Annotated in this window: 25 protein-coding genes; 14 read left to right on the plus strand and 11 right to left on the minus strand. The window is 64.6% G+C overall.

Annotated elements, in window-relative coordinates:
* The first annotated feature begins 62 nt into the window (after positions 1–62).
* From E0E41_RS11425 to E0E41_RS11455, 7 genes are all read left to right on the plus strand, one after another.
* Positions 63–551 (plus strand): RNA polymerase sigma factor, encoded by a 489-nt coding sequence (locus tag E0E41_RS11425; protein WP_130870018.1) that lies wholly within the window; start codon positions 63–65, stop codon positions 549–551.
* Positions 532–1,782, plus strand: a complete 1,251-nt coding sequence (locus tag E0E41_RS11430) for a DUF4179 domain-containing protein (protein ID WP_165450541.1) — start codon at positions 532–534, stop codon at positions 1,780–1,782. Before E0E41_RS11425 ends, E0E41_RS11430 begins: the two co-directional genes overlap by 20 nt.
* Positions 1,783–1,882: 100 nt before the next feature.
* Entirely contained in the window at positions 1,883–2,377 is a 495-nt protein-coding gene (locus E0E41_RS11435) for an RNA polymerase sigma factor (RefSeq protein ID WP_130870020.1), read from the plus strand.
* Entirely contained in the window at positions 2,370–3,545 is a 1,176-nt protein-coding gene (locus tag E0E41_RS11440; RefSeq protein WP_130870021.1) for a hypothetical protein, read from the plus strand. The genes E0E41_RS11435 and E0E41_RS11440 overlap by 8 nt, the downstream gene beginning before the upstream one ends.
* Positions 3,546–3,585: 40 nt before the next feature.
* Complete coding sequence (locus tag E0E41_RS11445) at positions 3,586–5,124, plus strand: hypothetical protein (protein ID WP_130870022.1); 1,539 nt, start codon at positions 3,586–3,588, stop codon at positions 5,122–5,124.
* A gap of 94 nt (positions 5,125–5,218) precedes the next feature.
* Positions 5,219–5,704: an RNA polymerase sigma factor gene (locus tag E0E41_RS11450; RefSeq protein WP_130870023.1), complete on the plus strand. Its 486-nt coding sequence runs from the start codon at positions 5,219–5,221 to the stop codon at positions 5,702–5,704.
* Complete coding sequence (locus tag E0E41_RS11455) at positions 5,694–6,947, plus strand: hypothetical protein (protein WP_130870024.1); 1,254 nt, start codon at positions 5,694–5,696, stop codon at positions 6,945–6,947. The genes E0E41_RS11450 and E0E41_RS11455 overlap by 11 nt, the downstream gene beginning before the upstream one ends.
* A gap of 41 nt (positions 6,948–6,988) precedes the next feature.
* Here the strand turns inward: E0E41_RS11455 and E0E41_RS11460 are convergent, their stop codons facing one another.
* Genes E0E41_RS11460 through E0E41_RS11480 form a run of 5 tightly spaced genes read right to left on the minus strand, consistent with a single transcriptional unit; the run spans position 6,989 to position 12,032 of the window.
* On the minus strand, positions 6,989–7,549 hold the full coding sequence (locus E0E41_RS11460) for a nucleotidyltransferase family protein (protein ID WP_242623765.1): 561 nt from the start codon (positions 7,547–7,549) through the stop codon (positions 6,989–6,991).
* On the minus strand, positions 7,546–8,928 hold the full coding sequence (gene hydA, locus E0E41_RS11465; RefSeq protein WP_130870025.1) for a dihydropyrimidinase: 1,383 nt from the start codon (positions 8,926–8,928) through the stop codon (positions 7,546–7,548). The genes E0E41_RS11460 and hydA overlap by 4 nt, the downstream gene beginning before the upstream one ends.
* A 21-nt stretch (positions 8,929–8,949) precedes the next feature.
* Positions 8,950–9,288 (minus strand): hypothetical protein, encoded by a 339-nt coding sequence (locus E0E41_RS11470; protein WP_130870026.1) that lies wholly within the window; start codon positions 9,286–9,288, stop codon positions 8,950–8,952.
* A 5-nt stretch (positions 9,289–9,293) separates the two neighbouring features.
* Complete coding sequence (locus tag E0E41_RS11475) at positions 9,294–10,544, minus strand: threonine synthase (RefSeq protein WP_130870027.1); 1,251 nt, start codon at positions 10,542–10,544, stop codon at positions 9,294–9,296.
* Between the two features lie 15 nt (positions 10,545–10,559).
* Positions 10,560–12,032: a pyridoxal-phosphate dependent enzyme gene (locus E0E41_RS11480; RefSeq protein ID WP_130870028.1), complete on the minus strand. Its 1,473-nt coding sequence runs from the start codon at positions 12,030–12,032 to the stop codon at positions 10,560–10,562.
* A gap of 134 nt (positions 12,033–12,166) precedes the next feature.
* On the opposite strand from E0E41_RS11480, the gene xdhA reads away from it, so the two are divergent.
* From xdhA to xdhC, 3 genes are read left to right on the plus strand one after another with little or no spacing between them, the layout of a single operon-like run.
* A complete protein-coding gene (gene xdhA / locus E0E41_RS11485) occupies positions 12,167–14,476 on the plus strand; it encodes a xanthine dehydrogenase subunit XdhA (RefSeq protein WP_130870029.1) in 2,310 nt (769 codons plus the stop codon).
* Positions 14,469–15,350 (plus strand): xanthine dehydrogenase subunit XdhB, encoded by an 882-nt coding sequence (gene xdhB / locus E0E41_RS11490; protein ID WP_130870030.1) that lies wholly within the window; start codon positions 14,469–14,471, stop codon positions 15,348–15,350. Before xdhA ends, xdhB begins: the two co-directional genes overlap by 8 nt.
* Positions 15,347–15,838 carry a xanthine dehydrogenase subunit XdhC gene (gene xdhC / locus E0E41_RS11495; RefSeq protein WP_130870031.1) on the plus strand — a complete coding sequence of 164 codons (492 nt, stop codon included), beginning with the start codon at positions 15,347–15,349 and terminating at the stop codon, positions 15,836–15,838. The genes xdhB and xdhC overlap by 4 nt, the downstream gene beginning before the upstream one ends.
* Positions 15,839–15,930: 92 nt before the next feature.
* Here the strand turns inward: xdhC and E0E41_RS11500 are convergent, their stop codons facing one another.
* From E0E41_RS11500 to E0E41_RS11525, 6 genes are all read right to left on the minus strand, one after another.
* On the minus strand, positions 15,931–16,590 hold the full coding sequence (locus tag E0E41_RS11500; protein WP_130870032.1) for a 3-oxoacid CoA-transferase subunit B: 660 nt from the start codon (positions 16,588–16,590) through the stop codon (positions 15,931–15,933).
* A complete protein-coding gene (locus E0E41_RS11505; protein ID WP_130870033.1) occupies positions 16,590–17,282 on the minus strand; it encodes a CoA transferase subunit A in 693 nt (230 codons plus the stop codon). The genes E0E41_RS11500 and E0E41_RS11505 overlap by 1 nt, the downstream gene beginning before the upstream one ends.
* A gap of 80 nt (positions 17,283–17,362) precedes the next feature.
* Positions 17,363–18,622, minus strand: a complete 1,260-nt coding sequence (locus tag E0E41_RS11510) for an acetyl-CoA C-acetyltransferase (protein ID WP_130870034.1) — start codon at positions 18,620–18,622, stop codon at positions 17,363–17,365.
* 232 nt (positions 18,623–18,854) lie between these two features.
* Entirely contained in the window at positions 18,855–20,798 is a 1,944-nt protein-coding gene (locus E0E41_RS11515) for an ABC transporter permease (RefSeq protein ID WP_130870035.1), read from the minus strand.
* The gene (locus tag E0E41_RS11520) at positions 20,773–21,675 is read right to left on the minus strand and encodes an ABC transporter ATP-binding protein (RefSeq protein WP_130870036.1); all 903 of its coding nucleotides are present in this window, start codon (positions 21,673–21,675) and stop codon (positions 20,773–20,775) included. Before E0E41_RS11520 ends, E0E41_RS11515 begins: the two co-directional genes overlap by 26 nt.
* On the minus strand, positions 21,672–22,061 hold the full coding sequence (locus tag E0E41_RS11525; protein ID WP_130870037.1) for a GntR family transcriptional regulator: 390 nt from the start codon (positions 22,059–22,061) through the stop codon (positions 21,672–21,674). Before E0E41_RS11525 ends, E0E41_RS11520 begins: the two co-directional genes overlap by 4 nt.
* 187 nt (positions 22,062–22,248) lie before the next feature.
* On the opposite strand from E0E41_RS11525, the gene E0E41_RS11530 reads away from it, so the two are divergent.
* The 4 genes from E0E41_RS11530 to pth all read left to right on the plus strand — a co-directional run bounded on the left by E0E41_RS11530 (position 22,249) and on the right by pth (position 25,773).
* Entirely contained in the window at positions 22,249–22,746 is a 498-nt protein-coding gene (locus E0E41_RS11530) for an HD domain-containing protein (protein WP_165450542.1), read from the plus strand.
* Positions 22,747–22,900: 154 nt separating this feature from the next.
* Positions 22,901–24,094, plus strand: a complete 1,194-nt coding sequence (locus E0E41_RS11535) for a DapH/DapD/GlmU-related protein (protein ID WP_130870038.1) — start codon at positions 22,901–22,903, stop codon at positions 24,092–24,094.
* A gap of 55 nt (positions 24,095–24,149) precedes the next feature.
* The gene (locus E0E41_RS11540) at positions 24,150–25,109 is read left to right on the plus strand and encodes a ribose-phosphate pyrophosphokinase (protein WP_130870039.1); all 960 of its coding nucleotides are present in this window, start codon (positions 24,150–24,152) and stop codon (positions 25,107–25,109) included.
* 67 nt (positions 25,110–25,176) lie between these two features.
* Positions 25,177–25,773: an aminoacyl-tRNA hydrolase gene (gene pth, locus E0E41_RS11545; RefSeq protein ID WP_130870040.1), complete on the plus strand. Its 597-nt coding sequence runs from the start codon at positions 25,177–25,179 to the stop codon at positions 25,771–25,773.
* Positions 25,774–25,828 lie beyond the last annotated feature (55 nt).

The raw sequence follows: 25,828 nt of genomic DNA on the forward strand, positions 1-25,828 counted from the left end.
TGATTTTTTTGAAACCGTTTGCCTCTCCCAACCGTGTATAGGGCAGAAAGGAGGGAGCCCGCTTGGACACATGGAAGGAGCCGGACTGGCTGGCCCGGCAGTACGGCCCGGCGGTGTACCGCCTGGCCTTTGCCCGGACGGGAAGCCGGGCCGACGCGGAGGACGTGATGCAGGAGGTCTTTGTCCGCCTGCTGAAGGCAAAGCCGGACTTTGCCGACCGGGAGCACGCCAAGGCCTGGCTGCTGCGGGTAGCGGCCAACTGCGCCAACGACCTGTTCCGTGCGCTCTGGCGGCGGCGGGAGGAACCTATGTCTGAATCCCTGCCCGCCCCGGAGGAACCAGAGCCGGGAGGAGTGGTGGAGGCGGTGCTGGCCTTGCCCCCAAAGTACCGCGCGGCGGTGCATCTGTACTATTACGAGGACCTGAGCGTGGCGGAGATCGCCGCCATTCTGGGCAAGAGCGAGGGTGCGGTAAAGTCCCGGCTGTTCCGGGCCCGTGCCCTGCTGCGGCAATGGATGGAGGAGGATGAAGATGTTTCGCACGGAGTATAAGCGGGAGATGGACGCCATGTCCCCCAGCCGGGAGGCCATGGCCCGGCTGGAGACGCTGACCAGGGGGGAGACCCGGGAAAAGCCTGAAAAGCGGTTTGGCCGCCGTGCGGCGGTAGCTCTTGCCCTGTGCGCCGCCCTGGCGGTGACGGCTGTGGCGGCGGGGCCGTCGGTGTGGAGCGCCCTGCGGGAGCATCTGGGGCCTTTTGAAACCTACGGTCAGAAGCTGGAGGGTGTCCAAACCGTCGACGGAATAGAGGTCAAGCTGCTGGAAGCGGTCACCGACGGGTACAGCGCCCGGGTGTACTATACCCTCACCGACCTGGAGGGGGATCGTTTGAGCGAAAACACCGTGGTTTCCGGGGGTGTGAACGGCGTCAGTCTGGGAGCAGTGAGCCGGGTGGAGGGACGGGTGATCTCCTACGACCCGGACGCCCGGACTTTGCTGGTGGAAAAGACCCTGATGGGCGCGGACTTCACCCAGCCCGCCGCCCTGACCGTCCAAGCGGCCGACTCCGCCCGGCGGGAGTTATACGCTGTGCTGCCCGTCACCATTCCGGACACCCCCATCCAGACCGTCCAGGGGGACGGCAGAGGGGCGGCTCTGCCGGGGCAGAACACCGTGACCGACCCCAACTGCGGCGACTATGTGCTCTCCACCGTGGGCTTTGACGCCCGGGGACGGTTCCACGCCCTGGTGCTCTTTGGGGAGCAGTTTAGCGACCTGACCGCCGCTGCCGTGCCCTATGTTCCCGGGGCGGAGGGCATGGACCGCTATCCGGGGGAGAGCGATTTTGTGGAGGTGGAGCACGGCGAGGACAACATCACCACCGGCGTGACCCCGGAGCAGGTATCCTATGTGGAGCTCAGCGGCTCCTACCGCGGGGAGGAGGAGCCGGTGGAGCTGAACGTGACCTTCCCCCTGGACCTCCAGCCGGTGGAGTGTTGGAGCCTGAAGCCTCAGCGGGCGGTGGGTGGTGTGGAGGTGGAGAAGATCCACCTGTCTCCCCTGAGCCTGGCGGTTTTCTACCGGGGCAGTACCACGGGCTTCGCGGGCCAGGCGACCATTGAGCGGAAGGATGGCACTCAGGTACCCCTGCGGCTTCAGATCGGCTGCTCGGAGACCGCGGAGGACCGGGACCTGCACTATGACTTCTGGAGCTTTGACGAGCCGGTGGAGCTGGAGGACATCGCTTCCGTCACCATTGCCGGGGAGACCTTCCACCTGACCTGACAGTAAAAATCAGGCGGCAAAAAGCCGCCTGATTTTTTTGCAGGAAAAAGGCCCCCTGCTCCGTCTAATCAGGTAAAATGGAGAAAAGGAGGGGAGAGCCATGGGAGGCAGACCGGGCAGCCAGGCCGATCTGGAGCGGCTGATGGAGCACTATGGCACGGATATCCTGCGGCTGTGCGCCCTCCACCTGGGGGATCCGGCCCTGGCGGAGGACGCCGCCCAGGAGACCATGCTGCGGGCCTGGAGAAATTACGGCTCCTACCGTGGGGAGGCGTCGGAGCGCACCTGGCTGATCGCCATCGCCCTGAACGTGTGCCGGGATCTGCTCCGCTCCCCCTGGCGCACCAGGCGAGCGGGCCCGGAGGCCCTGCTGAAGCTGGCGTCGGCGGGGCCGGAGTATGACGACACCCCCCTGCGGGCGGTGTACGCGCTGCCCCGGAAATACCGGGAGGTGATCCTGCTGCGCTACTATGAAGAGCTGTCCCTGGAGGAGATGGCCCGCATTCTGAGGGCCCCGCCGGGCACCGTGTCCGCCCGGCTCACCCGTGCCAAGCAAAAACTGCGGCCCATGCTGGAGGAGTGGTATTATGACTGAACTGGGCAGAGCCCTGGCCCGGCCTGTGGCGGGTCTGGTTTTTGACGAGAACAGGAAGGAAGCCGTTCGTCGGCGGGCGTGCTCCGCCGGTGGACGAAGGGTCCGCCGGGCGCTGGTGGCCCTGGCCCTGTGCGCCGCCCTGGCGGTGACGGCGGTGGCGGCGGGGCCGTCGGTGTGGAGCGCCCTGGCTGAGCACCTGGGGCCTTTCGGGGCATGGCTCACTCCCCTCACCGGCAGCAGCACCAGCGCCGGGGTAGAGCTGGAGGTGGTGGGGGTGCTGTCTGACGGAACGACGGCCCGATTCTACCTCACCGCCCACGACACAGTGGGCGGGCGGCTGGACAGGCATACCTCGGTAAAGTTTGACCTGGAGGGGGCGGTCAGCTGGGGCGGGTCGGCGGTGGCCTTTGACGGGGAGAGCGACACCCTGCTGCTGGAGCTGGAGGCCATAAACCTGACGGGGGAGGATCTCGTCCTGTCCGGCGGCACCCTCACCCCAAATTCCTATCAGGTCTCTGTGGAGCCGGAACTGGCGGACGGGCTGGAGGTCTCCCAAACCTATGAGGAATTGCCCGGCTTTTCCACCAGCATGGGCTTTGATGGGGAAAACAACTTCCACCTGCGGATAAAACTGGCTGAGGGATATGGTCTTTCCGCCCGCTCCGCCGCCTTTGTGACCTTCTCCGACGGCTCCGCCTGGTCCAACCAGGCGGAGCAGGTGTCTTACCTGTCCGACGGTCAGGACCTGCGGCTGGCGGGGATCACCCGGGAGAACTGGGACCGGGTGGAAAAAATCTGGCTGGTTACCGGCTATACCGGTCCTCTGGAGCCTATCCGGGGGGAGTGGACCCTCACCCTGGACCCGGTCGCCGCGGAGATACGGAGTACCGGGGAGGGCTTTTCCCTAAAACACGCCGGTGTGACCGTGACCCAGGTGCAGCTATCCCCCCTGGGGGCGGTGGTCACCTATACAGGGGAGGAGGATGCGCTTACCGCCGAAGCGCTCCGGGTGGAGACGGCGGCGGGGAAGGTCCCCGCCTGGGGGTCCTTCTCCGGCTGGAACTGGGGTGGGGAGGGGACGGCTATCTGGCGTTATGAGACCCCGATGGAGCCGGAGGACGTCGTTACCGTCACCCTCCTGGGAGAGACCATCCCCCTTACCCGTTGACCTTCCGGCGCCCTGTGGTATCATAGGAGCAGAAGGGCAGGTGACAGCTTTGCTGTTCCATCGGAAGGAGAAAACCTACGGAGACTATCTGGCGGAGTATATCGGACATGTGGAGGCAGGGGAGCTGGCCTTCGTGCCCTGGGTGTACTGCGCCCTGGCCCGGGGCACAGACAAGCAGAAGGAGGCCGCCGCCCGCACGCTGGCCCAGGTGCTGGCGGGACTGAGCTCCGACGGCCTGGTGGCCATGGACCTGCGGATGCGGGAGACCACCTCCATGGAGTGGAGCATCGACTGGCGCGCCCTGCACTTGGAGGACTTTTTTGCTAAAAATCTGTCTCCCGAGGCCTGCCGGGCGGTGCTGGTGTTCTCCACCTTTCACCCCAACGGCTACATCCGGGAACAGGCGGTGGCCGCCCTGGGGACCGACCCCCGGGCCCTGCCCGCCGTGCTGCTGCGGTGCAACGACTGGGTGGCCCAGGTGCGGCAGGCGGCTCTGGAGAGCCTGACACACCTGCTGGATCTCGCCGGTGTGGTGGAGATCGCCGCTTCCCTGCCCGTTCTGGAAAAGCTGCGGCGGAGCGGGCGGTGCCGACTGGACGATATATTGCCCCTCTTTGTCCGGGCCTTTCAGCGGGACCCCAATCTGCTCCCGCTGGGGCTGGAGAGCGGGGACGTGCGGGCCCGGCGGCTGTGCATCTCGCTGCTGCCAGACCTGGAAAATGTGGATATCCACGCTCTGACCGAGCGGGTGAAGCATGAGCCCGACCCCTTCCTGCGCAAGCTGCTCTATCAGACCCTGCTGGACCTGGGGGCGGACGGGATGGACCTGAGCCGCCGCTTTCTATCTGATAAATACCCGCCCAACCGGGTGCTGGCCCTGGAGTACCTGGCGGAGCACGGGGCGGAGGACCTGTTCCGGCAGGCCGTGGCCCTGCTGATGGACAAGAGCGGCCGGGTGCGGGCGGCAGCCCGTGAGGTGGTGGTTCAGGCTGACAAGGAATTCAACTTGCACCGGTTCTATCTGGACCGTCTGTCCCTCCGGCCTGCCGTGGCCATTCTGGGCCTGGGGGAGACGGGAAACCGGGAGGATTGCCAGGTAATTGGGAACTTTTTGGCCCATCCGCAGCCCGCTGCGGTGCGGGCGGCCATGACCGCTCTCATGGGGCTGGACCCGGAGAGCTGGACCGGCGCCGTCACCGAACAGCTGGCCACCGACCAGCCGGGGGTGGTCAAGACGGCGGCCCTGCTGCTGGGCAAACACCGGGGCTTCGACCAGGACCGGGTGTTTGCCATTTTGCAGGCCTCCCGGGTGGAAAACACCAGGCTGAAGTGCGCTGTCCTATTGTTCCGCACCGGAAAGTGGGATCGGCTGACCTATGCCCTGGCGCTGCTGGGGGGCGGGTACGAAAAGCTGGACCAGGCCTGCCGCCTGGAGCTGATGGCCTGGATCCACGCCTATAACCGCAGCTATGCCGCCCTGGGGGAGGGGCAGCGGCGGCGCATTCTGGCTCTGCTGGACGAGAAAGAGGCGCATCTGCACCCCGCCGTGGTGAATCAGCTCCGGTTTCTGAGCAAGTAAAAAATTCCGCCGGGACCCGGCGGAATTTTTTTGTTCCCGGCGAAACAAAACGGCCTGTCCTGTGGTGTAATAGACAGAGAAAGGAGGGAGGACCATGGCCTATACCAGGCAAGAGCTGGAGGAGCTGGTGAACCGCCACGCCCCGGCGGTGTACCGCCTGGCTTATGCCCGGACGGGCAGCCGGGAGGACGCGGAGGACGTGATGCAGGAGGTCTTTCTCCGCCTGCTTCGCCGGTCGCCGGAGCTGAACGGGGAGGACCACCTGCGGGCCTGGCTGCTCCACGCGGCGGCCAACTGCGCCAACAGCCTGCACCGCCGCCCCTGGCGGCGGCATGAACTGCCCCTGGAGGAGGACACCGCCCAGGCTGCCCCGCCGGAGCACGACGAGGTCTTGACGGCGGTGTTGGCCCTGCCGGAGAAGTACCGGGTGCCGGTATGCCTCCACTACTGCGAGGGCTACACCACGGCGGAGGTGGCGGCCATTTTGGGAAAGAAGGAGGCCACCGTCCGCACCTGGCTCTTCCGGGCCAGAGGACTGCTGCGGGACATGCTGACAGAGGAGGGAACTTATGAGCTTTAACGGAACAGACATCCGCCGGGCGCTGGAGGCGGCGGGCCCCACCCCGGCCCAGCTGAAGGACCTCACCGATAAACTGGAGGCGGCCCAGGCTGCTCCCACCCGCCGTCGTGCGGGCCGCCGGGCGGTCATAGCCCTGGCCCTGTGCGCCGCCCTGGCGGTGACGGCCGTGGCGGCGGGGCCGTCGGTGTGGAGCGCCCTGGCTGAGCACCTGGGGCCCTACGCCCCCTTTGCCCGGGAGATGGAGGGCACCGCCAGCGATCAGGGCATCCGGCTGGAGCTGGTGAGTGCCGTCAGCGACGGCTATACCGCCCGGATCTTCTACACCCTCACCGACGAGGCGGGGGACCGCCTCAACGCCGACCACACCAAGGTGACGGCCCAGCTGGAGGGGAGCGATCTGGGGGTTGTCCTGCTGGGCAGCAGCATTGTCTCCTATGATGCCGACAGCGGCACCCTGCTGATGGAGGCCGGCGTGGAGGGAGTGCATACCAGCCAGCCCCTGGAGCTGGTGATGGAAAAGATCGACCCGGCCTCCTACATGCTCTGGGACAGCCGCTTTCCGGCGGCGGTGCCGGAAGAGCCCCTGGAGACCGAGACTACGGAGGATGGGGACGTGGTGCTGAAGGCGGGCCAGAACCCTCAGACCAGCCCGGACACCGATGTGGTACAGATATCCTCCGTGGGCTTTGACGGGGAAGGCAACTTCCACATCCGCCTGGAGCTGGCGGAGGGCATCGACGGCACACTGGTGGCCAGGCCCTGCAACGCCGCCGGGGAGCCCCTGGGGACTGCCAGTGCGGTCCCCGTGGAGGGGGGCGTGGACTGCCTGGTGGAGGGATTTGCCCCGTCGGACGGGGCGGATCTGGCGTATATCCAGGTGTCCGGTCCCTACCGGGGCCCGGAACCTGTCATTGAGGGGGAGTGGACCCTGCCGGTGGAGCTGGAGGCGGCGGAGCAGAAGGTGATTCAGGTGGGCCGCACCCTGGAGGACGGGGTGTATGTGGACCGTGTGGAGATCTCCGGCATGAACATCGCCGTTTTTTTCCGCAGCGAGGACGTGGACTGGTTCACCCTCTGGGCCACCGACAGTACAGGGGAGACCTTCGGCGTGCCCCTGAAATACATGAACCGGGGCGTCGATCCGAAAAATTTGAGCTGCGGCCTGTGGAGCTTTGAGACCCCCATGGATCTGGAGGATATTTCCTCCGTCACCTTCCTGGGGGAGACTTTCCCACTGACATAGTGGAAACCCCCGGGCGGCCATTTGGCCGCCCGGGGGTTTGTTCATGCCAGATCGTCCGGTTTATCCACATCGGACAGCTCTTTTGGGGAAAACGCCTCTACCAAAATCAGCCGGTCCGGGTGGCGGCGGATCACCGCCCCGCCTCCCACGTCGCCTGCGAGGGCGGCCAGCTCCCCGAACAGATCCCGGGGGAAGATCACCGGATTGCCCCGCCGTCCCGCCCAGGACAGGGCGCAAATGGCGGTTTTTGATTGCTGAAAGGAATCTATTATCCTGATAATACTTTTAGTGGTCAGATAAGGCTGGTCGCACACCGAAAACAGCACCCCATCCAGGTCGTCCATGGCGGACAGGCCCAGCCGGACGGAGGCGGAAATCCCCTCTGCGGCGTGGTCGTTGCGCAGGGGGAGAAAGCCGGAGTTTTCCCCAGCCGCCAGGATCTCGGGGTAGGGGGAGCACACCGCCAGCCGGTGCAGCCCCGCTTCCGCCAGGGTGTCCATGGCCCGACGATAGAGGGGGACGCCCTCTACTTCCGCCAGCAGCTTGTTGGAGCCGAACCGCTTTCCCTGGCCGGAGGCCAGCAGGACCCCGCCGAGCCTCAACGCCAGAACTGGCTGGGTCCGCGGTGGACGTACCGGCCCAGACCCTCGGCCACCACCTTGCCGCCCTCCACGGCCACCTGGCCGTCCAGCAGCACGGTGTCGGTGCGGCCCGCCATCTCCATCCCCTCGTAGGGGGTGTAATCCACCCGCTGGTACTGCTGGTCAGCAGTAATACGCCAGGTATGATTGGGATCAAAGATTACGATGTCGGCATCGCTGCCCACCTGCAAAGCGCCCTTCTGGGGGAACATGCCGAAGAGCTGGGCGGGGTGCTGGGCCAGGGCCAGCATCATCTGATGGGGGGTGATGCGGCCGGATTGGACGCCGTAGGTGTACATCAGGGCGGGCCGGTGCTCGGTGCCCGGAATACCGCCGGGAATGGCGGAGAAGTCGTCCTTCCCCAGCTCCTTGGTGGGGTGGAAGTTGAAGGAACAGTGGTCGGTGCCGATGGTGTCGATCTCGCCGTTCTCCAGAGCCTCCCACAGGGCGTCCACGTCGGACTGGGGCCGCAGGGGAGGGGCGCAGACGTACTTGGCCCCCTCGAAGCCGGGGAGCCGGTACTTTTCCTCGGTCATGGTCAGGTACTGGGGACAGGACTCCAGGTACACCTTCTGGCCCCGATCCCTGGCCCGCCGGGCGGCCTCCAGGCCCCGCCGGGTGGACAGGTGGACCACATTCACCGGGTACCCCGCCTGCTCCGCCAGAGCCAGCCAGCGGGTGACCGCCTCCGCCTCCATGACGGCGGTGTGGGACAGGGGGTGGCTGGCGGGGGTCAGCTTTCCGGCAGCCTTCAGCTCGGCGATGGCGGCGTCGATCAGGTCGCCGTTCTCACAGTGGCAGCCCACGATGCCCCCCTCTTTGCCCACCGCCTTGATGACCTGATAGGCCACGGCGTCGGACACCCGGATATTGGCGTAGGCCAGATATACCTTGTAGGAGGTGACCCCCTGCTCGGTCATCCGGGGGATCTCCTCCAGAATCCTGGGGTCCCAGTCCTTGATGGTCATGTGGAAGCCGTAGTGACAGGAGGCGTGGCCGTCGGCCCGACTGTGCCACTCCTCCAGAGCGGACTGGAGGGAGGCCCCCCGGGCCGTCTCGGCGAAGTCCAGCACGCAGGTGGTGCCCCCGGCCAGGGCGGCTCTGGTGCCGCTCTCCCAGTTGTCGGCGGTCTCCCGGATGGTGCCCTTGTTCATCTCAAAGTGGGTGTGGGTGTCGATAAAGCCGGGAAAGACCAGCTTGCCCCCGGCGTCGATCACCTGGCTGTCCCCTGCGGGCAGGTTGGAGCCGATCTCCGCGATTTTCTCCCCATCCACCCGCAGGTCGGCCTTTACCGGCCCCTCCGGGCAGAGCAGAGTGCCGTTTCGAATAAGGATAGACATAGAAACTGCCTCCTTCTCAACTCAAAGCCGGACCAGGATCACCGGCACCGCCAGCTTGATGGCGCCCACCACCACGGTCATGAAGAACAGCAGCAGCAGGGCCTTGCCCCGGCTCTCAAAGGCGTCCTCCCACCGGTCCAGCATCCGGGTAAAATTGGCCACCCGCTGCTGCCGGCCGATCAGGTCGGCGATGCTCTTGATGGTGGAGAACACGGTGTAGGCCATCCACAGGGGCAGGGCGGCGATGGCGATGGACCCCATGCCGGTGGTGGTGATGTAGAAGACGACGGTGGTGACAAAACTGGCCAGCGTAAAGAGCATGTAGAACCAGACGCCCACCTTGGCGGCACGCACGTTCATAGTCGTTAATTCCTTTCCCTCGGTGTGATATGGTTTTCCGCAAAGGCGGCCAGCAGGGCGTCCATGTCCGGTTTCACCAGCATGGGCTCCCCGGCTGCCCGGATGCCGTTGGCCACGTCCTTCAGACCGTTGCCAGTGACGATGCTCACCACCGTGCTGTCCGGGGAGATGAGGCCCAGCTCCAGGGCCTTTTTCACACCGGCGGTGCCGGTGACCCCGGCGGGCTCCCCGAACACCCCCTGGGTGCGGCCCAGCAGGCGCATGGCGGCCAGAATCTCCTCATCGGACACGTTTACCGCCACGCCGTTGGATTCCCGGATGGCGTTGAGGGCCTTGTCCGGGTTCCGGGGCACGCCCACGGCGATGGAATCGGCCAGGGTGTTCTCCTCCATGGGCTCCCAGGGTTTGCCCGTCTGGATGGCACGGTTCAGGGGGCAGCAGCCCTCCGCCTGGACGGCAATGAGCCGGGGCAGCCTGTCGATGAAGCCGGCGGCGTACAGGTCCTTCAGACCCTTCCAGGCTCCGGCGATGGTGCAGCCGTCTCCCACCGACAGGGCGACAAAGTCGGGCACCTGCCAGTTCAGCTGCTCCATAATCTCCAGGGTCACCGTCTTTTTGCCCTCCGACAGGTAGGGGTTGATGGCGGCGTTGCGGTTGTACCAGCCCCAGCGGTCAATGGCGGCCTTGGACAGCTCGAAGGTGTCCTCATAGGACCCGTCCACGCTGATGACGGTGGCCCCGAAGATCCGCAGCTGGGCCACCTTGCCCTTGGGGGCCCGGCTGGGCACGAAGATATAGGTCTCAAATCCAGCGGCGGCGGCGTTGCCCGCCAGGGAGGAGGCGGCGTTGCCGGTGGAGGAGCAGGCGATGGTGTGGGCCCCGGCCTCCCCGGCCTTGGCCACCGCCATGGAAGAGGCCCGGTCCTTCAGGGAGGCGGTGGGGTTGAGGCCGTCGTCCTTCACGTACAGCTTCTTGAGCCCCAGCTCCTTTGCCAGCCGGTCGGCCTGGTACAGGGGGGACCAGCCCACCCGCAGGGGCGGCGGGGGAGTGGTGTCCTCCACTGGCAGGAAGGGCCGGTACCGCCACATGGAGCGGTCATCGCTCCGGGCCAGATCCTTGGGAGAGAAGTCCCGCCGGATGGCGGCGTAGTCGTATTGGATGTCCAGGATGCCCCCGCAGGTGCAGGTGGTGAGATCGGGGGCGGCCGCATACTCCTTGCCGCATTTGACGCACTTGGCGCCCAGGACGTATTTCATGGAAAAGCCTCCTTTTTACAGGATCTTGAGCACGCCCGTCTCCTCATTGAAGGAATTGATCAGCTCATCCAGATCGGCGGCCTGCCGGTGGATGCCCTTCCAGGTCTTTTCCTCGTCGTACCACAGGTCGTTCAGGTCGTGCATGTCCTTGCCCTGCTGCTCCACCCAGGTGTAGTACTTCAGGTTGTGGATGCGCTTGCGGTCGTAGTAGTTCAGCTCGGCCATGCTGTCGGTGCGCAGACCCAGCAGGTGGAGGGCGTGATCCACCGCGGCGTCCCTGCCGGTGTAGGGGCCGTACTGCTCCTCCAGCTCGGCGATGCGGGAGCGGTACATATCGGCGGAGTCGGTGAGGACGGTGCACACCACGTCGTGCCCGGTGAGCTCGTAGTACTTGGCCATCTTCACGCAGCACAGCACGTTGGCGATGCCGCTGATGCCCAGCAGGGACAGCTGGTCCAGGGTCTCCTCCGGCACCCCGGCCTCCTTCAGGTAGGCCCGGCCGGCGGGGTCGTTGAACAGCCGCAGCAGCCGCTGGGAATCCTCGTCGTCAATGTCGATGACCATATCGGTGTTCTTCACATTGTGGATCCAGGGGATGTGCTTGTCACCGATGCCCTCGATCCGGTGGTCGCCGAAGCCGTTCTCCAGGATGGTGGGGCACTGGAGGGCTTCGCCCACCGCCAGCTTCATCTGGGGATAGACCTCCTTCAGATAGTCCCCGCAGCCGATGGTGCCGGCGGAGCCGGAGGTGAAGCAGGCGCCCGCCAGCTTGTCGCCGGGGCGCTTGATGGCCTCAAAGGTTTCGGCAATGGCGCTTCCGGTGACCTGATAGTGCCACAGGTGGTTGCCCATCTCCTCAAACTGGTTGAAGATCATGCAGTCGGGCTCCTGCCGCAGCTCCCAGGTCTTGTCAAAGATCTCCTTCACGTTGGACTCGCAGCCCGGGGTGGCGATGACCTCGCCGGCGATCTGGCTGAGCCACTCGAACCGCTCCTTGCTCATACCGGCGGGCAGGATGGCCACCGACTTGACCCCCAGCAGCTTGGAGTTGAAGGCGCCGCCCCGGCAGTAGTTGCCGGTAGAGGGCCATACAGCCCGGTGGTAGGTGGCGTCGAACTGGCCGGTGACCAGCCGGGGCAGCAGGCAGCCGATGGAGGCGCCCACCTTGTGGCAGCCGGTGGGGAACCACTTGCCCACCAGTGCCACGATGCGGGCGGGCACGCCGGTGAGGGCGGGGGGCAGCTCAATGTAATTGGGCACCGCCTGGTACAGCCCGCCGGACTGGGTGGGCTGGTTCTTCCAGGTGATGCGGAACAGGTTGGCCGGGTCCACGTCCCACAGGCCCACGTGCTTCAGCCGCTCTTTCATCTTCTCCGGCACGGTCTCCGGATGCTTCATATTCTCATAGGTGGGGAGCACCACCTTGTTTTCCCGGGCCTTTTGGATGTTGCGCGCCAGCGCCTCCCGGTTGACGGTCAGATCGATCATGGAAGAAAGCCTCCTTATACAGCGAAATACTTACCACAATGATATCACAAGACGGGCGGAAATCAAGCAAAACCGCTCTTTCCTTTTTCCTGCGGGTAGGGTATACTGGAGGCATAATAAAGGAGGTGCGTTTTATGGAAGTCGGGAGAAGCATCCCCCGTGTGGACGCCGCCGACAAGGTGACCGGCCGCGCCAAATACACCGACGACCTGTGCCCCCGGCCCGTGCTGGAGGCCAAGATCTTACACAGCACCATCGCCAACGGCTGGGTCAAATCTATGGACATCTCCGCCGCTCAGGCTCTGCCCGGGGTGGTGAAGGTGCTCACCTGCTTTGACGTGCCGGACATTCAGTATCCCACCCCCGGCCACCCCTGGAGCGTGGAGGCGGCCCACCAGGACGTGTCCGACCGGAAGCTGCTCAACCGCCGGGTGCGCATCTACGGAGATGACATTGCTGCCGTGGTGGCCGAGGATGAGGTCACCGCCCAGCGGGCCCTGAAGCTCATCCGCGTGGAGTACGAGGAGTACCCCGTCATGCTGGAGCCGGAGCAGGCCATGGCGGAGGGCGCCGTGGCCATCCATGAGGAGCACCCGGACAACATCCTGGCCCGCATGGACCTGCGCACCCCCATCGCCGATGACCGGTTTGAGAATGTGGAGCAGGTACTGGACGATTCCGAGTTCTATCAGTTCCGTGGCCGCTACGCCACCCAGCAGGTGCAGCACTGCCACATTGAGAACCCGGTATCCTTCGCCTGGATGGAGGCGGGCCGCATCCATGTGGTCACCTCCACCCAGATCCCCCACATCGTCCGCCGGGTGATCGGACAGGCTCTGGGTATCGGCTGGGGCAAGGTCCAGGTCATCAAGCCCTACATCGGCGGCGGCTTCGGCAACAAGCAGGAGGTGCTGTACGAGCCTCTGAACGCCTGGCTCACCACCCAGGTGGGGGGCAAGTGCGTCCGGCTGGACGTGAGCCGGGAGGAGACCTTCCAGAACACCCGCTCCCGCCACCCCATCTCCTTCGACGTGGCGGCGGCGGTGGACAAGGACGGCAACATGATGGCCCGGTCCTGCACCGCCATCTCCAATCAGGGGGGCTACGCCTCCCACGGCAACGCCATCGTGGCCAACGCCATCACCGGATTCCGGCAGCTCTACCCCGACCGGATCGGCCACCACTCCATCGCCTACACCGTGTACACCAACCGGCCCGCCCCCGGCGCCATGCGGGGCTACGGTATTCCCCAGTGCAACTTCGCCGTGGAGTGCATGATGGAGGACATTGCCCGCAAATTCGGCTTTGATCCCATTGAGCTCCGGCTGAAGAACATCATGCCCCTGGGGTACGTGGATCCCTTCAACGGCATCACCTGTCACTCCACCGGCCTGAAGGAGTGTATCCAGAAAGGCAGGGAGGCCATCGGCTGGGACGAGCTGCGGGAGAAATACAAGGACCAGACCGGCCCGGTGCGCCGGGGCGTGGGCATGGCCTGCTTCTCCTACAAGACCGGCGTGTATCCCATCTCCCTGGAGACAGCCTCCGCCCGGATGGTACTCAACCAGGACGGCACGGTGCAGCTCCACCTGGGCGCCACCGAGATCGGCCAGGGCGGCGACACCGTCTTCTCCCAGATGGCCGCCGAGGCCATCGGCATCCCCACCGAAGATGTACACATCGTCTCCTTCCAGGACACCGACACCGCCCCCTTCGACACCGGGGCCTACGCCTCCCGGCAGACCTATGTCACCGGCAAGGCCATCAAGAAGGTGGGCACGGAGTTCCGGCAGAAGCTGCTCACCTACGCCGCCGAGCTCTTCCCCGAGGCCAGGGACCTGACCATCACCGGCCGGTTCGTCACCGACGGGGCGGGGGAGCAGCTCATCTCCCTGGAGGAGCTGGCCACCACCGCCTTCTACTCCCTGGAGCACTCCGTCCACATCACCGCCGAGGGCACCAATCACTGCAAGGAGAACACCTTCGCCTTCGGCTGCTGCTTTGCCGAGGTGGAGGTGGATATCCCCGTGGGCAAGGTGAAGGTGCTGCGGCTCATCAACGTCCACGACTCCGGCAAGCTCATCAATCCCGCCCTGGCGGCGGCCCAGGTCCACGGCGGCATGTCCATGGGCATGGGCTACGCCCTCAGCGAGGATATGAAGTTTGACCCAAAGACCGGCCGGCTGCTCAACGGCAACCTGCTGGATTACAAGATGCCCACCTCCATGGACCACCCGGACCTGACCGCCCTGTTCGTGGAGACGGACGATCCCTCCGGGCCGTTCGGCAACAAGGCTTTGGGCGAGCCCCCGGCCATCCCGGTGGCCCCCGCCATCCGCAACGCGGTGCTGTACGCCACCGGCGTGGCGGTAAATACCCTGCCCCTGTCTCCCCAGAAGCTGGTGGAGGAATTTACGAAAGGAGGGCTCATCGGCCATGTATGATATCGGTTCCATCTATCAGGCGACCTCGGTGGCCGACGCCATCCGGGCCCTTCAGGCCGACCCCGCCGCCCTGGTCATCGCCGGCGGCACCGACGTGCTCATCAAGATCCGGGAGGGCAAGCTGGCCGGCTGCTCCCTGGTGTCCATCCACGAACTGAAGGAGGAACTGGAGGGGATCACCCTGGCGGCCAACGGCGACGTGGAGATCGGCCCCCTGTCTACCTTCCGGGACGTGACCTTCAGCGATGTGATCCGCCAAAAAATCCCCGTGCTGGGTGAGGCCACCGACATGGCCGGCGGGCCCCAGCTGCGGGCGGCGGGCACCATCGGCGGCAACGTGTGCAACGGCATCACCTCCGCCGACTCCGCCTCCACTCTGACCGCCCTGGACGCCGTGCTGGTGGTCCGGGGTCCGGCGGGCGACCGGAAGGTGCCTATCTCCCAGTGGTACAAGGGCGTGGGCAAGGTGGACCTGGCCCACGACGAGCTGCTGGTGAAGATCGTCATTCCCCGGGAAAATTACGAGGGCTTTACCGGCCACTACATCAAGTACGCCCAGCGCTCCGCCATGGACATCGCCACCCTGGGGGTGAGCTGTCTGGTGAAGCTGAGCGGCGATAAAAAGACCGCCGAGACCGTCAAGCTGGCCTTCGGCGTGGCCGGACCGGTGCCTATGCGGGCCCCTGCCGCCGAGGCGGCGGTGTCCGGCCTGCCCATCGGCCAGGCCATTGAGAAAATCGGCAAGGCCGCCCTCCAGGACGTGAACCCCCGCACCAGCTGGCGGGCGTCCAGGGAGTTCCGCCTCCAGCTGGTGGAGGAGCTGTCGGGCCGGGCCCTGCAGGAGGCCGCCCGGAAAGGAGGCGCTGCCGTATGATGGAAGTGCTGCATTGTACCGTAAACAACAAGCCGGTGGAGGTGGGCATCGACCCCCGGGAATCCCTGGCGGACACCCTGCGGCAGCGGCTGGGGCTCACCAGCGTGAAGAAGGGCTGCGAGGTGGGGGAGTGCGGAGCCTGTACCGTCCTGGTGGACGGAGTGGCCATCGACTCCTGCATCTACCTGTCCGTCTGGGCTGAGGGCAAGACCATCCTCACCGTGGAGGGGCTCCAGAACGAGAACGGGGAGCTGACCCCGCTGCAGAAGGCTTTTGTGGAGGAGGCCGCCGTCCAGTGCGGCTTCTGCACCCCCGGTATCATCATGAGCGCCGTGGAGATCGTGGGCTCCGGCAAGCTGTACACCCGGGACGAGCTGCGCAAGCTCATCTCCGGCCACCTGTGCCGCTGCACCGGCTATGAGAACATCCTCAACGCCGTGGAGCGGGCGGTGAACGAGGCCCACAAGTTCGTGGGCAAAGAGGAATAAACGGGAAAGGGGAGGCGCCTGACAGGCGCCTCCCCTTTGACAAATACGGATAAAAAAAGACCTGCGGCTCTGCCGCAGGTCTTTTTTGTGTTTTAGCACATGGGCTTCAGGTCGGGGGAGACAATCAGGGTGGCCTCAGTGGCGGCCTGGATCTGCTCCACGGTGAACTCGGGGTTGTACTCCACCAGCTCCAGACCCTTGTCGGTCACGTTGATCACGGCCATCTCGGTGATGATCTTGGTGATGCAGTGCACGGCAGTGTAGGGCAGCTTGCACTTCTTCAGAATCTTGGGCTTACCCTTGGCGGTGTGCTCCATAGCCACGATGACTTCCTTGGCGCCCACCAGCAGGTCCATAGCGCCGCCCATGCCGGGCATCTTCTTGCCGGGGATGATCCAATTGGACAGGGAGCCCTCCTCGTCCACTTCCAGGCCGCCCAGGATGGTGGCGTTGACGTGGCCGCCGCGGATGAAGCCGAAGGAAGTGGCGGAGTCGATGTAGCAGCCGAAGGTGTCGGCGCAGGCGGGGGAACCGCCGGCATCGATCTTATAGCGGGGCTCGGCGTTCTCGGGAGTGGGCTTGGGGCCGGTGCCGATAATGCCGTTCTCGGACTGGAGGATCACGTGGACCCCCTCGGGCAGATAGGCGGGAATCAGGGTGGGCAGGCCGATGCCCAGGTTGACCACGTCGCCATCCTTCAGCTCCTGAGCCACGCGCTTGGCGATAAAGCCCTTGATCTCAGACTTCTCCATTACAGCTTACCTCCATCCACGATGTAATTGACAAAGGCGCCGGAAGTGACCACGTTCTCGGGCTCAATGTCGCCCACTTCCACCACGTTGTCCGCCTCGGCGATGACCACGTCAGCGGCGGTGGCCATAACGATGTTGAAGTTGCGGGTGGTGCCCTTGTACCAGATGTTGCCGAACTTGTCGATCATGTGGCCGCCCAGCAGAGCAAAATCAGCACGGATGGGCTTCATCAGCAGGTACTCCTTGCCGTCGATGGTCTGCTTGCCCAGGCAGAAGGGAGAATCCTCCACGATGGTGCCCACGCCGGTGGGGGTGAGCACGCCGCCCAGACCGGCGCCGCCGGCCCGGATCATCTCAGCCAGGGAGCCCTGGGGGATCAGGTCCACCTGCAGGGTCTTCTCCACCATGCCCTGAGTGCCCACGTCGGGGGTCATGCCCACGTGAGTGGCGATGACGTGCTTGACCTGGTGATTGTGCACCAGCTTGGCCACACCATAAAACTCCTCACCGTTGGGGCCGGTAGCCATGCCGCAGTCGTTGCCGATGATGGTCAGGTCCTTGGTGCCCTTCTTGGCCAGACCCTCAATGATGTGATGGGCGCTGCCGCAGCCCAGGAAACCGCCGTACATGATAGTGGCGCCGTCGGGGATCATGTTCACGGCTTCCTCTACGGAAATAATCTTGTTGCGCACGATTGTTACCCTCCTAATATGTAAATTAAGGGAATCAGGCAAGGCGTGCCGGGCGGCGCCCGGCACGCCTTGTTATTATTTTAACACTTTTCGAAGATGGTGGCAACACCCATGCCGCCGCCGATGCACAGAGTGGCCAGGCCCTTCTTGGCGTCGTCACGCTTGAGCATCTCGTGGAGCAGGGTGACGATGATGCGGGCGCCGGAGCAGCCCACGGGGTGGCCGATAGCGATAGCGCCGCCGTTGACGTTGACCTTGCTCATGTCGAAGCCCAGCTCACGGGCCACGGCGATGGACTGAGCGGCAAAGGCCTCGTTGGCCTCGATCAGGTCCATGTCGTTGATGGTCAGACCGGCCTTGGCCATAGCCTGACGGGAAGCGGGCACGGGGCCCACGCCCATGATCTTGGGATCCACGCCGCCCTGGCCCCAGGAGACCAGCTTGGCCATGGGCTTCAGGCCGTACTTGGCAACAGCCTCGCCGGAGGCCAGGATGATGGCGGCAGCGCCGTCGTTGATGCCGGAAGCCTGACCGGCGGTCACGCGCTGCACGTGCTTGCGGGCGTCAGCCTCGTGGATCTGAGTGGGCTCAAAGGTGTGGACGATCTCGTCCTCCACGCCCTCGGGACCGCAGGGGAAAGCACCCTTCAGCTTGGCCAGACCCTCAACGGTGGTGCCGGCGCGGGGGAACTCGTCCACCTTGAACTCCACCATTTCCTTCTTCTTCTTCACCATCACGGGGACGATCTCATCGTCGAACCGGCCGGCCTTCTGAGCGGCCTCGGTCTTCTGCTGAGAGGCGGCGCCGAAGGCGTCCAGCTCCTCGCGGGTGATGCCCCACACGTCGCAGATGTTCTCGGCGGTGGTGCCCATGTGATAGTTGTTGTAAGCGTCCCACAGGCCGTCCTTGATCATGGTATCGACGACCTTCTTGTCACCCATGCGGGCGCCCCAGCGCTCGTTGGGCAGGGCGAAGGGAGCGGCGGACATATTCTCAGTGCCGCCGGCCACGATCACCTCGGCGTCGCCGGCCAGGATGGCGCGGGCGCCCTCGATGACGGTCTTCATACCGGAGCCGCACACCATGCCCACGGTGTAGGAGGGCACGGAGTAGGGGATGCCGGCCTTCACGCTGACCTGGCGGGCCACGTTCTGGCCCAGGCTGCCGGTGAGCACGCAGCCGAACATGACCTCGTCCACCTGCTCGGGCTTCACGCCGGAACGCTTCAGGGCTTCCTTCACCACGGTGGCGCCCAGGTCCACGGCGGGCACGTCCTTCAGGCTGCCGCCGAAGGAGCCAACAGCGGTACGGCAGCAGTTGACAACATAGACTTCTTTCATGTACATAGACCTCCAAATATTATTTTGAATTTTCCCATGCAAAAACACCCTTCAAGCAAGATTATACCTCTGCGTTTAAAAAAAATCAACTGCGGAGACAGGGGATTTTTGGACATTCCATTCACGGTTTATCCAAAAAAAGTAGATATTTTTTCAAAATTTTATCTAAAGTGGCGAGAAGAAATAAAGCCCGGCGCGCACCGCTTTTCGTCGGTGCGCACCGGGCATTGTTTTACTGTTCCAGCAGAGCCCGCTGGGCCTGGGAGAGGAGCGCGGTATCCGTGTCGATGCCGTATTTCTCCAGCACGGCCATGGTGTTGGACGCGCTCTTCTGCAGGGTGATCCGGATGGTATGGGTGCCGCTCTGCTCGGCGGAACCGGCGGGAGCGGTGCCGGGCGTCTTGGCGGAGGTATCCTCCTTGCCACTGTCCGTCATCCGGTAGGTCAGCTCCAGGTCGCAGTAGCAGCAGTTTTCCTTCCGCGCCCGGTCATCCAGCAGGTAGCGCCGGCCCAGGTCGCCGGCGGCCAGGTCGGCCTTGACGGCCTCCTCCAGCTCGGTGAGGGCCTCGGCGGGCAGATACTCCTCGGAGTAAGTGCCCCGGGCGGTACCCTCTTCCCACACTGCGGTGAGTACCGCGTCCACCAGCCGGTCGCTCTCCGTCACGCCGCTCAGGTAGGTGTCCGCCGTCAGACCGGGGGTGTTGAGCAGGGCCTGGAGCAGGGCAGCGGGGGAGTCGAGATCGGCCAGGGTCTCCTCAGATACCGGCAGGTAGTAGTACCGCTCCATCACCGAGCCGTCGATGAGGGTGTAGGTCAGCCGCAGGTCGGTGCCCCCCTCAGTCTGGACTTCCAGCCCGTCCTCCTCTACGGTCCAGCCGCTGGCCCGGGTGTTGGCGGCCTCCTCCAGAACGCCTTTTTCCTCCACGATCCGCTGGTGGAGCTGCGTGACCTGTTCAATGAGGGCCGGGTCAGTGATGCCGTAGGTGACCCACTCCAGATCGTCGTCCGGGTGGGACTCCACACCGGCCACAAAGACCGACTGGACCTGGGCGGTGGCGGGCACCCGGCTCTCAAAGCCGAAGCCGTCCAGCTCCATCAGGAACATGGCGGCCGCCAGCACGGCCAGGAATACGGTGCAGCCCTTCCAGCAGGGCTTGAACACCCAGAAGCTCTTGCGCAGCAGCATGGCGGCCACGAAGCAGCCGAAGGCGCCCCAGACCAGCATCCACACCAGCAGCACCCAGGCGCTGCGGGGCAGCAGGGAGGAGAAGATGTTGTCAAACATGGTGCCCAGAGCGATGGCGCAGCAGAAGGCCACGCCGTACTGGAACACAGGCCGCACCCAGGATATGCTGACTACGTCCCCGGCGCTCTCCAGCTCCCGGCGGCGGTACACCACCAGGGCCAGACCGGCCAGGGCCACGCCCACCAGGGCCAGCAGGAACACATAGCCCAGGCCGGTAAAATAAGCGCCATCCATCCCAGGAGCATAGTCGATGCCGGTGTGACAGCCCAGAAGGGCGATGGGAGTGAGCCAGACGGCGATGTCCTCCAGCCAGGTGGCGCCGGTGAAGCCGAAGAGGAACCGGCTGGCCATGCCCTGAAACAGGTAGCACACCCCGGCAGCCAGTACGTTCAAAATGCCGTAGAAGGCGGGCAGAGCCAGGATGTGGCCGGTGAACATGGCGCAGAACACGGCGAAGGAGTAAAAGAACAGGTTGAGCATACTGGTGACCACCAGCCAGGTGAACAGGCTGCTGAACACCAGCAGGCCAAAGGCCCCCTCCACCGCCACCGACAGCAGGAATACCACCACGTTGGGCACGATGAGGAAGGCCAGACCCGACAGGTAGTTGGTCAGAAACAGGCCCTCCCGCCGCATGGGCAGGGTGTGGAAGAAGCCGGCGGAGCGGCTGTTATAAAGGTAGGAGAACACCGCCATGGCGGCCAGAATGCCGAAGAGGAAGGAGAGCGCAGTGGCGGTACTGATGGAGCCGGCCAGGTAATTCAAAGGGAGCAGCCGGGTGGTGGCCCGGTCCATATGCTCCCCATTCACCAGCACGTTCACCGGCAGCAGCATCAGCCACAGAAAGCCGTACAGTCCCCAGATGGGCCAGAACCGGGACAGATTTTTCCGGAACAGGGTCATATTAAAGCACGATGTCACGGACCGCATAGTCCTCACCTCCCAGCTCATAAATAAAGATCTCCTCCAAAGTCAGGGGCAGGGCCTCCAGCAGGATGGGGGCGAAGGCGGCCAGCCGGTTGGTGACCTCAGTGGCGTTGCCCCGGACGATGAGGGTGTGGATGCGGCCCACCTGGGACACGTGGAGCACCTCCAGGTCCTCCGGCAGCTGGGGCATCTCCCGCTCCTGGAACACCACCTGCATCTTGACCACGTTCTCCTGCAGATCGCTGAGGGACCGCTCGATCAGCACCTTGCCGTGGGACAGGATCCCCACGTGGTCGCACACGTCCTCCAGCTCCCGCAGGTTGTGGGAGGACACCAGCACCGTGGTGCCGTGCTCGGCCACGTCTCCCATCAGCAGGGACCACACCTGCCGGCGCATCACCGGGTCCAGGCCGTCCACCGGCTCATCCAGCACCAGCACCTCCGGCCGGCAGCACAGGGCCAGCCAGAAGGCGGCCTGCTTCTGCATGCCCTTGGACAGGCGGCGGATGGCCTGCTTCTCGTTCACCGTGGAGAACACGTCCTTCAGGGCCTCGTACCGCTTCTGGTCGAACCGGGGGTAGAAGCCCCTGTAAAAGCGCATCATGTCCCGGGTGGAGGCCGACAGGAAGTAGTACAGCTCGTCGGGAATGGCGGCAATGCGGGCTTTGGCCGCCGGATTTTCATAGATGGGGTTGCCCTCCAGCAGCACCGAGCCGGAATCCTGCCGGTAGATGCCGGTGACGTGGCGCAGCAGGGTGGACTTGCCCGCCCCGTTGGGGCCTACCAGGCCGTAGATGGAGCCCTTGGGCACCATCATGGTCAGCCCGTCCAGGGCCCGGAACCCGTCAAAGGTCTTGACCAGGTTTTTTGCTTCGATCATTGCCCTCTCTCCTCTCTGGCCTGTTTACGGCCTGCGGCTTCCTCCAGCCGCCGGGCCAGCTCCTCCGCCGTCATGCCCAGGAACAGCAGTTCCGCCGCCGACGCGTCGAACTGCTTCAGCAGCCCCTCCCGCCGGGCGGCGTTCACATCCGCATGGGGGGCGGCAAAGGAACCCTTTCCCGCCACGGTGTAGAGGTAGCCCTCCTGCTCCAGCGCCTCATAGGCCCGCTGGATGGTGTTGGGGTTGATGGCCAGGGAGGAGGCCAGGGCCCGCACGGAGGGCAGCTTGTCCCCCGCCTGGAGAGCCCCTGTCACCACCAGGTGCCGCAGGCCGTCCTTCACCTGTTCATAAATAGGCCGGGCATCCCGGTAATTGAGTTGGATCATAGCTCCGTCTCCTTTCGGAAACTGTATTAGGTGAAATAGTACAGTCAGTATACCCGGGAGGCGGAGAAAAGTCTTTAATTATTTCTGACGTTTTCCTTTCAGTTTTGGTTTCCCCGAAAAACGGCAAATTTCCAGTGACAAGGCCGGGGTGAAAGGGTATAATAGGGGGCAAAAGGAGGGACGTATCGTGCGGGAAGAGGGATGGCAGGCTTATCTGGACTGTGTCAGGGAACTGCTGACCTCCCCCCAGGTGCAGGCCATGCGTCAGATCCGCCACCACCCGGGGGTGAGCTGTTACGAACACAGTGTATTCGTCTCCTACACCGCCTTCCGCCTGGCGGAGAAATGGAGGGGCGACAGGCGCGCGGCGGCCCGGGCGGGGCTGCTCCACGACCTGTATCTCTACGACCCCAAGAGCCTGCCCTCCTACCGGCAGTGCTTTGCCCACCCGGTGGCCGCCCTGCGCAACGCCTGGGCCCTGTGCGGGGAGCTGACCCCGGCGGAGGCCGACGGCATCCTGTGCCACATGTGGCCCATGGCCCGCCACATTCCCCGCTGCCGGGAGGCGGCGGCGGTGTGCCTGGCCGACAAGCTGTGCGCCACGGCGGAGGTGCTGAAGATCTGGAAGGGCACCCGCCTGCGGCGGGCGGCCCTGGCGGTCCGGTCCGGCGGGCGTACAGATTAGGTAAAGAAGCCGTCAAAATTTCCCCGGAAATTGTGAAAGCCCACTAAGAGTAAAAAGTCGTCTGATTTTTTTGAAAAATACGGTGCTTTTTTTGCCACTGTTTGTTATAATCGTAGCAGATGGCAATTCTTTAATTCTGAGGTGATCCCATACTATGAACGCGACTGGAGCGGTGATCTTTCTTCCCAGAGAGGGAAGCGGCGTTTCGCCGATGCTGCAGGAGCTGTTATTTGACCCCGCCGCCCGCTGGCTGGCCCAGGCTCTGTCCGCCGCCGGTGTGGAGCGGTTTTTTGTGGTTTGCCACAGTGATGACCGGGAGAAGGCCCAGATCTGTTTTCCGGAGGGTACGGAGTTTGTGACCGGCGTCAGCGAGGATGCGGTGGAGCAGCTGGTGTCCTTCCTGAACGGTCTGGAGGGCAAGACGGTGGTCATTACCAAGCCGGTGCTGCTGGACTGGCAGGAGGCCAGACAGCTGGTGGCCGACCAGAACGCCGGCGCCCTGGACAACAAGGACACCGGTATGTACCGCCTGGACGCCGCGGCGCTGGCCGCCGCGCTGGGGGAGGGCACCGGCCTGGAGGAGGCCCTGAAGGAGAACGCCGATATGCTGGGCGGCCGCAGTGTCTGGTTCCAGGGCGGCTACGCCATCCGCTCGGGCTGGAGCGGCCGGGCGGAGGCCGAGATGACGGCCCGGCAGTACGGCGCCGTCCGGCTGATGCGCGCCGGTGTGCGGGTGATGGACCCCACCAACTGCTACATCGGGCCCCGGGTGCAGGTGGGGGAGGGCACCGTGATCCTCCCCGGCACCATTCTGCGGGGGGAGACCGTCATCGGCAAGGGCTGTGAGATCGGCCCCAACACCATGATCCGGGACTGCACTGTGGGGGAGAGCGTGACAGTGAACGCCTCCCAGCTCAACGAGAGTATTGTGGACGACGGCACCACCGTGGGTCCCTTCGCCTACATCCGGCCCAACTGCCATGTGGGTCCCCACGTGAAGGTGGGCGACTTTGTGGAGCTGAAAAACTCCAACATCGGCGAGGGCACCAAGATCTCCCACCTGACCTACGTGGGGGATTCCGACGTGGGCAGCCGCGTCAACTTCGGCTGCGGCACCGTGACGGTGAACTACGATGGGGCCCAGAAGTACCGTACCACCATCGGGGACAACGCCTTTATCGGCTGCAACACCAACCTGGTGGCCCCGGTCCGGGTGGGGGAGGGGGCGTACACCGCCGCCGGCTCCACCATCACCGACGAGGTGCCCGCCGATTCCCTGGCCATTGCCCGGGCCCGTCAGAGCGTGAAAAAGCAGTGGGCGGCCAAGCGCCGTGCCCGCAGAAGGTAAACTCATCCCATCGGGATGAAAATATAGAGATTTACGTGAGAGGATGTTTGAAGAAATGATTGCACACGGTAAGGACATCAAGATCTTTTCCGGCAATTCCAACCCCGCCCTGGCTGAGGCCATCTGCAAGGAGATGGGCATGGAGCTGGGCAACGCCGAGGTGGGCGCTTTCTCCGATGGGGAGAACTTTGTTTCCATCTATGAGACCGTCCGCGGCTCCGACGTGTTCGTGGTCCAGTCCACCTGCTCTCCTGTCAATGACAATCTGATGGAACTGCTCATCATGATCGATGCCCTGAAGCGGGCTTCCGCCGGCCGGATCACCGCTGTGGTCCCCTACTTCGGCTACGCCCGTCAGGACCGTAAGACCAAACCCCGCGACCCCATCTCCGCCAAGCTGGTGGCCAATCTGATCACCCGCGCCGGCGCCGACCGGGTGCTGACCATGGACCTGCACGCCAACCAGATCCAGGGCTTCTTCGACATCCCCGTGGATAACCTGCTGGGCAACCCCATCTTCAGCAACTACCTGCACGAGCGCTATGCCGGTCAGGAGGACGACGTGATCGTGGTCTCTCCCGACGTGGGCTCCGTGGCCCGTGCCCGCGCCTTTGCCCAGAAGCTGGGCATGGGCCTGGCCATTGTGGATAAGCGCCGCCAGAAGGCCAACTCCTCCGAGGTCATGAACATCATCGGCGACGTCCACGGCAAGAAGGTCATCCTCTTCGACGACATGGTGGACACCGGCGGATCCCTGTGCGGCGCGGCTCAGGCTCTGGTGGAGCTGGGCGGCGCCACCGAGGTGGTGGCCTGCGCCAGCCACGGCGTCCTCTCCGGCCCCGCTGTGGAGCGCATCCAGAAGAGCGTCATCAAGGAGGTCATCTTCCTGGATACCGTGCCGCCCCGCGCCGGTGTGACCTGCGACAAGATCAAGTATCTCTCCGTGGCCCACATGTTCGCCGAGGCCATCGAGCGTATTTATGAGGAAGTATCCGTCTCCAAGCTGTTTGTGTAAGAGAGCGGAACCATACCGGACAAAGGCGGGGGCGAGCCCCCGCCTTTGTCCGCTTTAAGGAGCGTCTATGTTTTTCAACAAAAATCGAACCTCCGGGGTGGAGTGGCTGCTGGTGGGCCTGGGCAACCCGGGGGACAAGTACGAAGGCACCCGGCACAACGTGGGCTTTGCCGCCATCGACCAGCTGGCGGAGGAGCTGAATGTGCCGGTGCAGAAGCTGAAGCACCGGGCCCTGACCCAAAGTGTGGAGCTGGGGGGCGCCAGGGTGCTGCTCATGAAGCCCATCACCTATATGAACCTGTCCGGCGAGGCGGTGGGGGAGGCGGCCCGGTTTTACAAGGTGCCCGCCGACCACGTGCTGGTGATCTCCGACGATGTGTCCCTCCCCGTGGGCAAGCTGCGGGTGCGCCGGGGCGGCTCCGCCGGGGGCCACAACGGTCTGAAGAGCATCATCCAGCACCTGGGCACCGACCAGTTTCCCCGGGTGAAGATCGGGGTGGGCCAGAAGCCCCACCCCGACTACGACATGGCCGACTGGGTGCTGGGCAAGTTTGCCGGCGAGGACCTGAAGACCATCTCCCAGGCAATTGAGCGGGCGGGAAAAGCGGCCGAGTGCTGCATCGCCCACGGCCCCGACCAGGCCATGAACCGGTTCAACGGCTGAGGGGCTGTTTCCAAATCGTAACTTGCTTTTTCCCATTGCCCCGGTTAGCATAGGG

It is taken from the genome of Intestinimonas massiliensis (ex Afouda et al. 2020) (assembly GCF_900626285.1).
GTDB lineage: Bacteria > Bacillota > Clostridia > Oscillospirales > Oscillospiraceae > Flavonifractor > Flavonifractor massiliensis_A.

What these genes read in the sequence shown, in the direction of transcription:
- E0E41_RS11455 (WP_130870024.1), top strand. Translation starts at nt 5,694, where the DNA reads ATGAGCTTTAACGGAACAGACATCCGCCGGGCGCTGGAGGCGGCGGGC.
- E0E41_RS11515 (WP_130870035.1), bottom strand. Translation starts at nt 20,798, where the DNA reads ATGCGGTCCGTGACATCGTGCTTTAATATGACCCTGTTCCGGAAAAAT.
- xdhC (WP_130870031.1), top strand. Translation starts at nt 15,347, where the DNA reads ATGATGGAAGTGCTGCATTGTACCGTAAACAACAAGCCGGTGGAGGTG.
- E0E41_RS11475 (WP_130870027.1), bottom strand. Translation starts at nt 10,544, where the DNA reads ATGAAATACGTCCTGGGCGCCAAGTGCGTCAAATGCGGCAAGGAGTAT.
- E0E41_RS11510 (WP_130870034.1), bottom strand. Translation starts at nt 18,622, where the DNA reads ATGAAAGAAGTCTATGTTGTCAACTGCTGCCGTACCGCTGTTGGCTCC.
- E0E41_RS11450 (WP_130870023.1), top strand. Translation starts at nt 5,219, where the DNA reads ATGGCCTATACCAGGCAAGAGCTGGAGGAGCTGGTGAACCGCCACGCC.
- E0E41_RS11440 (WP_130870021.1), top strand. Translation starts at nt 2,370, where the DNA reads ATGACTGAACTGGGCAGAGCCCTGGCCCGGCCTGTGGCGGGTCTGGTT.
- E0E41_RS11540 (WP_130870039.1), top strand. Translation starts at nt 24,150, where the DNA reads ATGATTGCACACGGTAAGGACATCAAGATCTTTTCCGGCAATTCCAAC.
- xdhB (WP_130870030.1), top strand. Translation starts at nt 14,469, where the DNA reads ATGTATGATATCGGTTCCATCTATCAGGCGACCTCGGTGGCCGACGCC.
- E0E41_RS11535 (WP_130870038.1), top strand. Translation starts at nt 22,901, where the DNA reads ATGAACGCGACTGGAGCGGTGATCTTTCTTCCCAGAGAGGGAAGCGGC.
- E0E41_RS11480 (WP_130870028.1), bottom strand. Translation starts at nt 12,032, where the DNA reads ATGATCGATCTGACCGTCAACCGGGAGGCGCTGGCGCGCAACATCCAA.
- hydA (WP_130870025.1), bottom strand. Translation starts at nt 8,928, where the DNA reads ATGTCTATCCTTATTCGAAACGGCACTCTGCTCTGCCCGGAGGGGCCG.
- pth (WP_130870040.1), top strand. Translation starts at nt 25,177, where the DNA reads ATGTTTTTCAACAAAAATCGAACCTCCGGGGTGGAGTGGCTGCTGGTG.
- E0E41_RS11520 (WP_130870036.1), bottom strand. Translation starts at nt 21,675, where the DNA reads ATGATCGAAGCAAAAAACCTGGTCAAGACCTTTGACGGGTTCCGGGCC.
- E0E41_RS11500 (WP_130870032.1), bottom strand. Translation starts at nt 16,590, where the DNA reads ATGGAGAAGTCTGAGATCAAGGGCTTTATCGCCAAGCGCGTGGCTCAG.
- xdhA (WP_130870029.1), top strand. Translation starts at nt 12,167, where the DNA reads ATGGAAGTCGGGAGAAGCATCCCCCGTGTGGACGCCGCCGACAAGGTG.
- E0E41_RS11430 (WP_165450541.1), top strand. Translation starts at nt 532, where the DNA reads ATGTTTCGCACGGAGTATAAGCGGGAGATGGACGCCATGTCCCCCAGC.
- E0E41_RS11435 (WP_130870020.1), top strand. Translation starts at nt 1,883, where the DNA reads ATGGGAGGCAGACCGGGCAGCCAGGCCGATCTGGAGCGGCTGATGGAG.
- E0E41_RS11470 (WP_130870026.1), bottom strand. Translation starts at nt 9,288, where the DNA reads ATGAACGTGCGTGCCGCCAAGGTGGGCGTCTGGTTCTACATGCTCTTT.
- E0E41_RS11525 (WP_130870037.1), bottom strand. Translation starts at nt 22,061, where the DNA reads ATGATCCAACTCAATTACCGGGATGCCCGGCCTATTTATGAACAGGTG.